Source organism: Mammaliicoccus lentus, from assembly GCF_002902755.1.
Taxonomy (GTDB): Bacteria; Bacillota; Bacilli; order Staphylococcales; family Staphylococcaceae; genus Mammaliicoccus; species Mammaliicoccus lentus.
On the sequence record NZ_PPRS01000037.1, the window covers coordinates 106,325 to 119,863 of the forward strand.

Annotated in this window: 13 protein-coding genes; all 13 read right to left on the minus strand. The window is 33.1% G+C overall.

Annotation, left to right across the window (positions count from 1 at the left end):
* Positions 1-13: 13 nt before the first annotated feature.
* The 13 genes from CD135_RS10510 to dprA all read right to left on the minus strand — a co-directional run bounded on the left by CD135_RS10510 (position 14) and on the right by dprA (position 13,245).
* On the minus strand, positions 14-796 hold the full coding sequence (locus CD135_RS10510) for a phosphatidate cytidylyltransferase (protein ID WP_064204030.1): 783 nt from the start codon (positions 794-796) through the stop codon (positions 14-16).
* A gap of 11 nt (positions 797-807) precedes the next feature.
* Complete coding sequence (locus CD135_RS10515; protein ID WP_016998613.1) at positions 808-1,557, minus strand: isoprenyl transferase; 750 nt, start codon at positions 1,555-1,557, stop codon at positions 808-810.
* A gap of 139 nt (positions 1,558-1,696) precedes the next feature.
* A complete protein-coding gene (gene frr / locus CD135_RS10520) occupies positions 1,697-2,251 on the minus strand; it encodes a ribosome recycling factor (protein WP_016998612.1) in 555 nt (184 codons plus the stop codon).
* Positions 2,252-2,269: 18 nt separating this feature from the next.
* Positions 2,270-2,992 carry a UMP kinase gene (gene pyrH / locus CD135_RS10525; RefSeq protein ID WP_016998611.1) on the minus strand — a complete coding sequence of 241 codons (723 nt, stop codon included), beginning with the start codon at positions 2,990-2,992 and terminating at the stop codon, positions 2,270-2,272.
* Between the two features lie 81 nt (positions 2,993-3,073).
* Entirely contained in the window at positions 3,074-3,958 is an 885-nt protein-coding gene (gene tsf, locus CD135_RS10530; RefSeq protein ID WP_016998610.1) for a translation elongation factor Ts, read from the minus strand.
* A 100-nt stretch (positions 3,959-4,058) separates the two neighbouring features.
* Positions 4,059-4,835 (minus strand): 30S ribosomal protein S2, encoded by a 777-nt coding sequence (gene rpsB, locus CD135_RS10535; protein WP_016998609.1) that lies wholly within the window; start codon positions 4,833-4,835, stop codon positions 4,059-4,061.
* A gap of 160 nt (positions 4,836-4,995) precedes the next feature.
* Positions 4,996-5,769 (minus strand): GTP-sensing pleiotropic transcriptional regulator CodY, encoded by a 774-nt coding sequence (codY, locus tag CD135_RS10540; RefSeq protein WP_016998608.1) that lies wholly within the window; start codon positions 5,767-5,769, stop codon positions 4,996-4,998.
* 19 nt (positions 5,770-5,788) lie between these two features.
* Positions 5,789-7,171, minus strand: a complete 1,383-nt coding sequence (gene hslU / locus CD135_RS10545; protein ID WP_369964561.1) for an ATP-dependent protease ATPase subunit HslU — start codon at positions 7,169-7,171, stop codon at positions 5,789-5,791.
* Between the two features lie 36 nt (positions 7,172-7,207).
* Positions 7,208-7,750 carry an ATP-dependent protease subunit HslV gene (gene hslV / locus CD135_RS10550; RefSeq protein WP_016998606.1) on the minus strand — a complete coding sequence of 181 codons (543 nt, stop codon included), beginning with the start codon at positions 7,748-7,750 and terminating at the stop codon, positions 7,208-7,210.
* A gap of 12 nt (positions 7,751-7,762) precedes the next feature.
* Positions 7,763-8,641: a tyrosine recombinase XerC gene (gene xerC, locus CD135_RS10555; protein WP_016998605.1), complete on the minus strand. Its 879-nt coding sequence runs from the start codon at positions 8,639-8,641 to the stop codon at positions 7,763-7,765.
* 63 nt (positions 8,642-8,704) lie between these two features.
* The gene (gene trmFO / locus CD135_RS10560; protein WP_016998604.1) at positions 8,705-10,009 is read right to left on the minus strand and encodes an FADH(2)-oxidizing methylenetetrahydrofolate--tRNA-(uracil(54)-C(5))-methyltransferase TrmFO; all 1,305 of its coding nucleotides are present in this window, start codon (positions 10,007-10,009) and stop codon (positions 8,705-8,707) included.
* A 184-nt stretch (positions 10,010-10,193) separates the two neighbouring features.
* A complete protein-coding gene (gene topA, locus CD135_RS10565) occupies positions 10,194-12,266 on the minus strand; it encodes a type I DNA topoisomerase (RefSeq protein ID WP_064211587.1) in 2,073 nt (690 codons plus the stop codon).
* 106 nt (positions 12,267-12,372) lie between these two features.
* Positions 12,373-13,245 (minus strand): DNA-processing protein DprA, encoded by an 873-nt coding sequence (gene dprA / locus CD135_RS10570; protein ID WP_103269440.1) that lies wholly within the window; start codon positions 13,243-13,245, stop codon positions 12,373-12,375.
* Positions 13,246-13,539: the final 294 nt, after the last annotated feature.

The window sequence follows — 13,539 nt, forward strand, 5'->3', positions numbered from 1 at the left end:
GATTCACCTCATCTTACATTTGAAATAGGAATAAGTTCAATAAAGGTAAGACAAAGATAAAGCTATCAAACCTATCAAGTATACCACCATGTCCTGGCATAACATTCCCTGAGTCTTTCACACCAAAATGACGCTTCAACCCTGATTCCACTAAATCGCCTAATTGTCCAAACATGCTTAATAACATCGTTAATGGAATAAGTAACCATAATGATACATGCATATCAAAAGATTGTCCAAAAATAACAGCAACAATTAAGCTAGAAATAATACCGCCAATAAAACCTTCAATAGTCTTATTTGGACTTATAAGAGGCCATAATTTATGTTTACCAAACAATCGACCAAATATATATGCACCTGTATCTGTTAACCATACGACTAATAATGCGAACAGTATGAAGTGTAAACCATGCTCTCTAGTTTCGTAAAAATACATAAAACCAATACCTATATAAACAACTGAGAGCGTACAAAAAGCGGCGTCCATAAAATTAAACCTGTTCTTAGACATAACAGTGTAGCTTAACATCAAGAAGCTCATAATAATCAACAATTGTAGTTGAAATTCTATATTATGTTGTATAAGCTCTTGCGGTAATAAAATAATACATAATGAAGCAACCGACAAAAAGCCCGGTATTGAAATAATCGTTAAATTATTCATATTTAGTATTTCTTTGAGCGCAATTAACGCAAGTAAATAAGCGAGTATTATGACAGGTACTCCCCCATAAATTACAACTGGGAGAAATACAGCCAACGCAACGATTGCGGATATTGTTCTTGTTTTCATTTTTTTCTCCTTTACAGCCCACCAAACCTACGTTGTCTTGACTGATAAATTTTTAAACAATCTATAAGTGATTGTTCATCGAAATCTGGCCATAGTGTTTTAGTAAATACAAATTCACTATATGATGATTGCCATATTAAGAAATTACTCAATCTTTCCTCTCCAGATGTACGTATTAATAATTCTGGATCAGGAATGTCTGAAGTAAATAAATTATCCTCTATATTTTTTTCTGTTAAATCATCTATAGACATACGACCCGCATCGATTTCTTGATATAGTTTTTTAACTGCATTTAAAATTTCTGCTCTTCCACCGTAATTTAAAGCAAAAATTAAATTTAATCCTGTATTATCTTTTGTTTTATTAATTGCCTCATTTATTGCTTTTTTAGTATGATTCGGCAATTGATCTGAAAAACCTATAGTCGATACTTTTACATTTTTTTCGATTAGTTCTGGTAAAAATGTTTTTAAGAAATCTACTGGCAATTTCATAATATAATTGACTTCGTCTTCGGGTCTACTCCAATTTTCAGTTGAAAAAGCATATAACGTTAAGTATTTCACACCTAAATCATTAGCTTTTCTCGTGATTTTTTTAACAGTTTGCATCCCTTCATAATGGCCTTTTATTCGGGGCATTTTTTTATTTTTAGCCCATCGTCCATTTCCATCCATTATGATTGCTATATGTTCTGGAATAGTTAAAATATTATCATTATTTATTTGTTGTTTTTGCTTTATAAACTTTTTTATCATAGCGTCCTCCATCAAACAAACGCGAATTTATATGTATTTGAATTAAACATATCGTAATACATTTTATCACAAAAAGAAGCATTCTGTGTATATAAAGAAAAAAACTGTACCAAAGTCTGATTTGGTACAGCCCATATCTTTAGATTTCTAGAATATCTTTTTCTTTTTCAGTAGTTAAGTCATCTATTTGCTTAATGAAGTCGTCTGTTACTTCTTGAACTTTGTCAGTTTGAGTTCTTAAGTCATCTTCTGAAATGTCGCCATTTTTTTCTTGTTTTTTCAAGTCTTCGTTTGAATCACGTCTTACATTACGGATTGCAACTTTAGCGTTTTCAGCTTCTTTTTTAGCTTCTTTAACTAATTCTTTTCTTCTTTCTTCAGTTAATGCAGGAACAGTGATTCTAATTACTGTACCATCACTTGTTGGGTTTACCCCAAGATTTGCTGCATTAATTGCTTTCAATACATCTTCAACAGAAGATTTATCATATGGTTGAACAACTAACAAACGAGCTTCTGGTACAGATATACCAGCTAATTGTTGAATTGGTGTTGGTACACCATAATACTCAACATTCACTCTGTCTAAAAGATTGGCATTTGCATGACCAGTTCTAATCCCAGCTAAATCTCTACTAAAGCTTTCTATTGTTTTATTCATTTTTGACTTTGTTTCTTTAATAACATCTGCCATGGAATTTACACCTCGTGTTTATTTTGTAATAATCGTACCGATTTCTTCACCTTGAACGGCACGTTTAATATTTCCTTCTTCCATTATCGAGAATACAACAAGTGGGATGTCGTTGTCCATACAAAACGATGATGCAGTTGAATCCATCACTTGTAATCCTTCTTGTAACATTTGAATATATGTCAATCTTTCGTATTTTTCTGCATTAGGATCTTTTTTAGGGTCAGCAGAATAAACACCATCTACATTATTTTTACCCATTAAGATAACATCAGCTTCAACTTCAGCAGCTCTTAATGCTGCAGTTGTATCAGTTGAGAAATACGGATTGCCGATACCTGCTGCAAATATAACGACTCTCTTTTTTTCTAAATGACGGATTGCACGTCTTCTAATATAAGGCTCTGCAACTTGTTTCATTTCTATTGATGTTAATACTCTTGTATCACAGTCCAATTGTTCTAAACTGTCTTGTAAAGCTAGAGCATTCATTACTGTCGCCAACATACCCATATAATCAGCTGTACCGCGATCCATCCCTAAATCGCTACCTGTTTTTCCTCTCCAAATGTTTCCGCCACCAACAATAACTGCAACTTCGCAGTCCATTTGAGCTACTTCTGAAACTTGTTGAGCAATACTTTTTATTACAACTGGGTTAATACCAAAACCTGAATCTCCGGCTAAGGCTTCTCCACTTAATTTAAGAACGACGCGTTTATATTTAGAATTTTTTGTCATCTCGATCCCTCTCTATGCTTATAATTAGGTCTTAATATAACGAAAGAAGACACAAGACGTGTCTTCTTTCAAAAGGTAACCTTAGTTACCTCCCATTTGTCCTTTTACTTCATCAGCAAAGTTATCAGAACGTTTTTCGATACCTTCCCCAACTTCGTAACGAACGAAATCTACAAGCACGCCGCCATCTGTTTTCAAGAATTCAGCAACAGTTTGATCTGGGTTTTTAACAAATGCTTGGTCTACAGCACAGATTTCTTCTAAATATTTACGCATTCTACCTTCTACCATTTTTTCAACGATATTTTCAGGTTTGCCTTCGTTTAATGCTTGTTGTTTAAGAATTTCTTTTTCGTGCTCTAATTCTTCTTCAGAAACTTGGTCACGAGAAACAAATTTAGGGTTTAAAGCTGCGATGTGCATAGCAACGTCTTTAGCAGCTTCAGCATTAGTAGAACCTTCAACAAGAGTTAACACACCGATACGTCCACCCATGTGTAGGTATTCGCCGAATGCATCGTTATCTGTTTTAGTTTTTATAGTGAATCTACGTAAAGTTAATTTTTCACCAATAGTTGAAATAGCTTCATTCATTTTTTCTTCTACAGTTTGTCCATTAGCTAATTTAGAAGCGTTTAATTCATCAACATCAGCTGGTTTAACTTCAAGAATATGATCAGCCATTTCTTTTACTAAGTTTTGGAAACCTTCGTTACGAGCAACAAAGTCAGTTTCAGAGTTTAATTCAAGGATAACAGCTTCGTTACCTTTAGAAGCAACATATGTTGTACCTTCTGCTGCTACACGGTCAGCTTTTTTAGCTGCTTTAGCAATTCCTTTTTCACGTAAAAAGTCTACCGCTTTATCGATGTCACCATCTGTTTCTGTTAAAGCTTTTTTACAGTCCATCATACCTGCGCCAGTTTTTTCACGTAATTCTTTGACAAGTTTAGCTGATATAGCCATATTAAATTCCTCCATTTATATAAATAATCAATTATAAAAAATTTAGTAATTCTTTCTAAAAAAAGGTGATAAGTTATAGAACCTTATCACCTTTTTGAAATTATGCTTCAGTAGTTTCAGTTGATTCTTCTTTAGGTGCTTGTTCAGTTTCGTTTAAGTCGATGTTTTGCTCTTCAGCAACATCTTCATTTGAAACGCCTTGTTGACCTTCAATAATAGCATCTGCCATTTTACCAGTTAACAATTTAACAGCACGGATAGCATCATCGTTCGCAGGGATAACATAGTCGATTTCATCTGGATCACAGTTTGTATCAACAATACCAACGATTGGAATGTTTAATTTGTGTGCTTCAGCAATTGCGTTACGCTCTTTACGAGGGTCAACTACGAATAATGCTTGAGGCATTGATTTCATATCACGAATACCGCCTAAGAATTTGATTAAACGGTCGTATTCTTTTTTAATTTCTACAACTTCTTTTTTAGGTAGTACATCAAATGTACCGTCTTCTTCCATTTTTTCAATTTCAGAAATACGTTTTACACGTTTAGAAATTGTTTTATAGTTAGTTAAGATACCACCTAACCATCTTTGGTTAACGTAGTAGTGACCAGCACGTTCAGCTTCTTCTTTAACTGACTCTTGTGCTTGTTTTTTAGTACCTACGAATAATACTTTACCGCCTTCTTCTGAAACAGATTTAATAAAGTTGTATGCTTCATCAACTTTTTTAACTGTTTTTTGTAGGTCGATAATGTAGATACCGTTTCTTTCAGTAAAGATATACTTTTTCATTTTTGGGTTCCAACGGCGTGTTTGGTGACCGAAGTGAACTCCTGCTTCTAGCAATTGTTTCATTGAGATAACTGCCATAATAAATTCCTCCTAATTGGTTTTATTCCGCCATAATCACATATTATAGTAACAACAATCAAAATGTTGCACCAAACTATAATTTACGTGAATATGTGTGAATTTGGCTTTTTCAGCCGTTGTTAAATATATCATATTTAGCTTAACTCATCAAGTATTTTTATTTAGTTATTCCTAACTCATCTAAGAAACGTTCTTTTTTAATTCTTATGAACGTACCCTTCATACCTAACGAGCGTGATTCAATAACGCCAGCACTTTCAAGTTTTCTTAAAGCATTTACAATAACTGATCTAGTTATACCAACACGGTCAGCTACTTTAGATGCAACTAGTAATCCTTCTGGAGCACCTAATTCTTCAAAGATATGTTCAATTGCTTCTCTTTCAGAATAAGATAAAGAGTTGATAGCCATATTAATAGCAGCTTTATCTCGAGCTTCTTGTTCAATTTCGTTATGCTTTTCTCTTAATATTTCCATACCGATAACAGTCGCTGCATATTCACCTAAAACTAAATCGTTATCGTTAAAGTCTTGAGTAACACGTCCAACAACCAATGTACCTAAGCGTTCACCGCCACCTAAAATTGGGAAAATAGTTGTTTGGCTATCTTCAAATAATTCTTTGTTTTCTGGTGGGAAAACAGTTAACACATCATCAATTCCAATGTTTTCTTTAGTTTGGCTTACGTGCATTAATTGGTCAGTGTATTCTTTTGGTATATGTCTATCTTCTAACATTTGTATAATTCTATCATTGCTTAATAATTCATTTAAACTTGAACCTAAAATTTTACCTCTTCTTGAAACGATAAAAACATTTGTTACTGTTACATCACTTATTGTTTTAGCCATGTCTTTAAAATCTACAGCTATCCCTTTATGTTTTTGTAGTAATGTATTTAATTCTCTTGTCTTTGATAATAAACTCATTTAATTTTTGCTCCTTTTTTTATAATATAAATGCACTTAAATCTTTATTCGTTGCGATTGATTCTAATTTTTGATTTACATATTCAGGTGTAATATCTACTACTGCATTTGGCATATTAGAAGCTTCAAAAGATAAGTCTTCTAACATTTTTTCTAATATCGTGTGTAATCTTCGAGCACCAATATTATCTGTTTCTTGATTAACTTGGAATGCAATCTCAGCTAATCTGTTAATTGCATCATCTGTAAAGTTTATAGTAACCATTTCAGTTTCAAGTAATGCTTTATATTGTTCAAGAAGAGATTGTTTTGGTTCTTTTAATATTTTCACAAAATCTTCTGTAGTTAAACTTTCTAACTCAACACGAATTGGGAATCTCCCTTGTAATTCTGGGATTAAATCGCTTGGTTTCGACATGTGGAAGGCACCTGCGCCAATAAATAAAATATGTTCAGTATTCACAGAACCATATTTAGTTTGGATTACACTACCTTCAACAATTGGTAAAATATCTCTTTGTACACCTTGTCGTGAAACATCTTGTCCACCACTGTTGTTACTTACAGCAATTTTATCAATTTCATCTATAAAGACCATGCCCATTTGTTCAGTAAGCTGAATTGCTTCTTCGTTCACTGATTCTTGATCGATTAATTCATTCGCAATTTCGTCGATTAAGATTTTTCTAGCAGATTTAACAGGCAAGTTTCTTTCTATTTTTTTCTTCGGCATCATTTGAGAAAGCATGTCTTGCATTTGCGGATTATTTTCCATACCCATCATGCCTAATGATTGTTGTTCTTGTTCTACTTTAATTTTTACTATTTCCTCTTCTAATTCTCCATTAAGAAGTTGTTTCTTTATATCTTCACGTTTTGTTTTGATTTCTTCTGTTGGTGCTTCTTCCTCTTCTTGTTGTTGATTAAAGTTTGGAAATTGACCGCCGAATAAAGATTCTAATGGATTACCTGTATTAGTTTGAGCTTTTTTCTTCATGCTCGGAACGAGTAGTTTCACTAAACGTTCATTCGCTTTTTTCTTTGCATCCTCTAATACGCCTTTTTTCTTTTCTTCTTTAACGATACGTCGACCAACTTCAACTAAATCACGTATCATACTTTCCACATCACGTCCGACATATCCGACTTCTGTGAATTTTGTTGCTTCAACTTTTACAAATGGTGCACCTACAAGTCTAGCCATTCTTCTAGCAATTTCTGTTTTACCAACACCTGTTGGTCCAATCATCAATATATTTTTAGGGATGATTTCATTTCTTAACTGTTCTTCTAATAAACTTCTTCTATATCTGTTTCTTAATGCAATTGCAACTTTTCGTTTTGCATCTTGTTGACCAATGATGTGATCATTTAAACGATCAACAATATCATGTGGTGTCATTTTTAATTGATTTTGTGACAACCTGGAACCCTCCATTTAAATTTCTTCTACTCTGATTTCATGGTTAGTAAATACACAAATATCTGCTGCAGTATTCAATGAAGCTTCAGCAATTTCTCTAGCTGATAAATTAGGGGCATATGATTTCAATGCCCGACCAGCGCTTAGCGCATAGTTCCCACCAGATCCGATGGCGATTATGCCATCATCAGGTTCTATCACTTCGCCAGTACCACTTACTACAAGTAGATCCGTTTCATTCATAACGATTAACATTGCCTCTAACTGACGCAACATTTTGTCGCCTCTCCACTCTTGGGCAAGCTCTACAGCAGCTCTCGTTAAATTACCACTATATTCTTGTAACTTAACTTCAAATTTTTCAAATAATGTAAACGCATCGGCAACACTACCAGCAAAACCAGCAACAACTTTATCATGATAAAGTCTACGCACTTTTCTAGCAGTTTGTTTCATGATAACTTGTTCGCCTAATGTCACTTGTCCATCTCCTGCCATTGCAGAATGTCCATTGTGTCTAATTGCAAATATTGTTGTAGCATGTAATGTTGAACTCATTTTAATTCTCCTTTATGCACGGGGATGTGCAGATAAATATACTTTTCTTAATTGATCTTTTGTAACATGTGTATATTGACTCGTTGTAGACAAACTTTCATGACCTAATAAACTTTGAACTGTTCTCATATCTGCACCTTGATTTAATAAATGTGTCGCGAATGTATGGCGCAATTTATGGGGGTGGATATGATAAACGCCTTGAGTACGTTTAACAATTTCATTCAAAGCATATCTTATGCCACGCTCAGTAATAGCTTGTCCACGCATATTAACAATTAAATAATCATGGTCTATTTTTAACTGACTTCTAAAATTATCAATATAATCTATTATTGCACTTTGACAATATTCACCAAAAGGAACAACTCTTTCTTTATTACCTTTTCCTAATACTTTCACAAAAGAATAATCCAAATCTATATCATCTAATTGAATATGAACTAATTCTGAAACACGAATTCCTGTTGCATATAATAATTCCAATATGACTTTGTCTCTAATATTTGTTCTTTTTCCATCATTTAATGTTTCAAATAGTTTTTCCATTTCTTCTTCATAGAAGAAACTTGGTAAATGATGTTCTTTTTTAGGATGAACAAGTTGAATAAACGGGTTTTGTATATCACTGTCTACACTCATCCAATATTGGTATAAAGATCTCAGTGTTGAGATTTTACGTGATACACTTGTACGTTTATGCTCTTTATCATACAAAAATGCAAGGTATCTCCTTGCATCCTTATATTCAAATTCTTTTAATGACAAATGTTCCGTCTTCAAGAAATTGTTAAATTCAATTAAATCAAGTTCATAAGCATTCAATGTATGCGTAGAAAAGTGTTTTTCATACATTAACATATTTAAGAATTGTTGTTCTATAGCATGCATTTATACTCACTCCTCAATTTATCTGAATTGTATCACAATTATTATAAATCTTAAAATAATTTACTATAACATTACTTTAAATGAATCTAAGTGTTTCAATGCACGATTTGCTAGCTTTTCATAACGTTCTTTTTTATCTTTTATACGTTTTTCTAATGTAGGTAAGAGACCAAAGTTAGCATTCATCGGTTGGAAGTTTTTATTATTATTTGCATGTGTAATATAGTAAGCCATACTACCGATAATTGTTTCTCTTGGGAATACTATTGGTTCCAAATTCGATACTAATTTACTCGCATTAATACCTGCAATTAAACCACTCGCTGCACTTTCTACGTATCCTTCAACTCCAGTCATTTGACCAGCGAAGAATAAGTCATTACGTGATTTCAATTGGTAAGTTTCTTTTAACGCGTTCGGCGAATTAATGAAAGTATTTCTATGCATAACGCCATAACGTACAATATCAACATTTTCTAATCCAGGAATCAATGAAATCACTTCTTTTTGAGCGCCCCATTTTAAATGTGTTTGAAAACCTACAATATTATATAGCGTGCCTGCTGCATCATCTTGTCGTAATTGAACCACTGCATATGGACGTTTCCCCGTCTTAGGATCTTCTAAACCTACTGGCTTCATTGGCCCAAATAAAAGAGTTTTCTTACCTCTTTCAGCCATGACTTCAAAAGGCATACACCCTTCAAAATAAATTTCTTTCTCAAATTCCTTTAAAGGTACTACTTCTGCTTGAATAAGTGCTTCATAAAATCTATCAAATTCTTCTTCTGTCATTGGACAATTTAAATATGCCGCGTCACCTTTATCATAGCGCGATTTCAAATAAACTTTATCCATATCAATTGAATCTTTCTCAATGATTGGTGCAGCTGCATCGTAGAAATATAATTGTTCTTCCCCAGTAATATTGATAATTTCTTGTGTCAAACTTTGTGTTGTAAGAGGTCCAGTTGCTATAATTGTTGGCCCATTAGGTATTTTTGTAATCTCTTCATTCATTACAGTTATGTTAGGATGATTTCTTAAAGTATCAGTAATATACCCCGCAAAATCATGTCTATCTACGGCCAATGCTCCTCCCGCAGGAACACGTGCATTATCAGCAGCTCTTATAATAAGTGAATCGAGTTGTCTCATTTCTTCCTTTAGAACACCAACAGCATTTGTAAGTTGATTACCTCTCAAAGAATTAGAACAAACTAATTCAGCAAATTTATCAGTATGATGAGCTGGCGTATTTTTGACTGGCCTCATTTCATATAAGTTAACATTTATCCCTTTTTTGGCGATTTGATAAGCCGCTTCCGACCCAGCTAGACCAGCGCCAATAACATTTATTGAAGTCATATTAAATGCCTCCTATTTCCACATTTTTATATTCCATATTGAATTGTATAACAAATCTGAATTTAATCAAATAATAAACTAAAGCAAATTTTTAAAAATTAGTGACAATTTACTGTTTTTACCAATAAACAAAAAAACAAGTGCAAAAAATTATCTATACCGATAACTTTTTGCACTTTACACATTATTTCTGTTCTTGTTCTTTATAATCACAATTTGGACAAATAACTTGTGCAGATTTTCCTTTTTTACGTTCAACTAAAACTGTATCACATTTTGGACATGAACGATCTAATGGTCTATCCCATGATGTATAATCACATTCAGGATATCTTGAGCAACCGAAGAAAATACGATTTTTCTTAGATTTACGCTCTACCACTTCGCCTTCTTTACACTTCGGACATTTAACACCAATCGTTTTAATAATTGCTTTTGTATTTCTACACTCAGGGAAATTAGAACAAGCCATAAACTTCCCGTATCTTCCCATTTTATAAACCATAGGTGAACCGCATAATTCACAATCTTCTCCTGCAGGCTCATCTTTAATTTCTATTTTTTCCATTTCTTCTTCTGCTCTAGCAACATCAATTTTGAAGTTCTCATAGAACATGTCGATAACTTTCTTCCATTCTATTTCGCCTTCAGCGACTTTATCTAATAGTGTTTCCATATTAACTGTAAAGTCTACATCGATAATTTCAGGGAAGTATTCTTTCACTGATTCATGAACAATTTCACCAAGTTCAGTTGGTATAAAACGTTTTTGATCAAGTTTGACGTAATTTCGTTTTTGTATTGTGTCAATCGTTGGAGCATAAGTAGATGGTCTACCAATTTTTAATTCTTCCATTGTTTTTACTAAACGCGCTTCCGTATATCTTGGTGGTGGTTGCGTAAAGTGTTGTTTAGGATCAATTTTCTCAGCAGTAACGATATCTCCTTTTTCTAATGGAGGCAATTTACCATCTTTCTCTTCATCTTGATCATCTTTAGCTTCAACATATACTTTCATGAAACCTTTAAATTTAATCGTTTGACCATTTGCTCTGAATTTTAAATCGCCTTGCGTTATATCTGCAGCTACTGTATCTGCTATTGCAGGAGCCATTTGACTCGCCATAAATCTTTCCCATATCAGCTTGTACAATCTATGTTGATCTCTAGATAAAAATGCCTTCATTTGTTCTGGTGTTCTAGCAACACTTGTAGGTCTTACTGCTTCGTGGGCATCTTGTGCACCTTGTTTACCTTTAGTAGCTTTTGCTTTTGATAAATATTCTTTACCATATTCATTTTCAATAAATGTTGCTGCTTCAGCTTGTGCTGTTTCTGATATACGTGTGGAGTCAGTTCTCATATATGTGATTAACCCGACAGTACCTTGCTTTTTAAGATCTATACCTTCATATAATTGTTGAGCAAGCATCATTGTTTTTCTAGCTTTGAAATTCAATTTACGCGAAGCTTCTTGTTGTAATGAAGAAGTTGTAAATGATTTAGCGGGGTGTCTTAATTTTTCTTTTTTCGTTACTTGTGTAACTTCAAATTTGTCCCCATCTAATTGTGTTGTGATTTTTTTAACATCACCTTCATTTTTCAACTTAACTGGTTTGCTTTTCTCATGTAAGAATTTAGCAGAAAACGTTTTTGTTTTATGTTTGAATAAACCTTCTATTGTCCAATACTCTTCAGGTTTAAAATTATTAATTTCATTTTCACGATCAATCACAAGTCGTAATGCTACTGATTGAACACGTCCTGCAGATAAACCTTTTTTCACTTTCTTCCATAAAACTGGTGATATATTATAACCTACTAGTCTATCTAATATTCTACGTGCTTGTTGAGCATCAACTAACTCATGTTCGATTTCTCTTGGATGCTTAAAACTTTCTTTTACAGCATCTTTCGTAATTTCATTAAATACTACTCGTGATTTTTTATTTTCATCTATATCTAATATATGTGCTAAATGCCAAGCAATCGCTTCACCTTCTCGGTCAGGGTCACTCGCAAGATAAACGTTTTTAGCTTTTTTTGCATGACGTTTTAAATCTTTAACGACTGGTCCTTTACCTCGAATAGTTATATATCTAGGTTCATAATAATTTTCTACATCTACACCCATTTGACTACGAGGCAAATCTCTAACATGCCCCATAGAAGCGATGACTTTATATTTTTTTCCTAAATATTTTTCAATGGTTTTAGCTTTTGCAGGCGATTCGACAATGACAAGATTTTCTGCCAAAGTAACTCCCCCTTGCTATTCTATTGATTACAAATGTAAATGATAAACTGATAAATTCAGCTTTGTCAATTAAAATATTTTTTCAAACCTTTCAATTTGTTCCATTTTACCTAAAATCTTCAAGTATATCTTCAGGCGTTTGTATAAGTTTAGCACCTTCTTGAATTCGTTTATTTACGCCTTTGCTCAAGCTCTGGAATATAGTACCAGGACAACAATAAACATTACGATTTTGATCTAACGCTTGATCAATTGTAATAAGTGATCCACTTCGTTCATTTGCTTCAGTAACTAAAACGCCTTGAGACAAACCGCTTATAATTCTGTTTCTCTCAGGAAAACGCCATTTCTGTAACTTAACATTAGGATAATATTCACTTATTACTAAATGATGCTTTCTCATAAACAAATTTATATAATCTGTAGATTTTGGATAATGGTAATTCAGTCCAAAAGCCGCAACACCAATCGTGTGACCACCTTGATCTATCGTTTTTAGATGAGCGAAATAATCCGCGCCCATTGCTAAACCAGATACAATCGTGATATTAGCTTTAACTAAACTTGGTATTAATGTATCACAAATCTGTTCAGTATAGGTAGTTGCTTTACGAGAACCAACAATTGCGAGCATTTTTGAATGATTTAATAAATTCATATCACCTTGCCCAAATAACATTAATGGATAATCGTAAATCTGCTTCAGTAAATTAGGATAACCCGACTGGTTAGAAAAGACAAATTTAATATTCTGAGCTTCGATGTTTTTTACTAGCTCCTCTATATCACTATCTCGACACCTATTATACATTGCAAACATTTTATTATAATTAAAATTCGATTTGGAAATGAAATTTAAGAACTCATCATGATCATCAATAAAATTTAAACTTGTATCATAACTTAACATTTTATGTAAATGCCTAGTCGTAAAACCAGCGTAAGTTAATTTTAAAACTATTTCTTGATTAAAATTCATAATTATTGCTCCTTCTATAGTGTAGAATATGTGAGGTTGGAATAGTGGATTGTGTAGTGGATATTGATTTGAATTTGAGGTTTATTATTGTTTTGATGGGTTTTGCGTGCGTTAACGGGCTTGTTTTTTCACTCGTGCACGTTACATTTTCTAACGAGCTTGTTATATTTGTCTTGCAGGTTAGAGCATTTCTTTCAGTCAAGTCCATATTTATGTGTAATATCTTTAGAAGTAATCAACCATTGGTTTTTTAGAATGTATTAACAAAATAAATCTGTTTGATTTTTAGCAGAT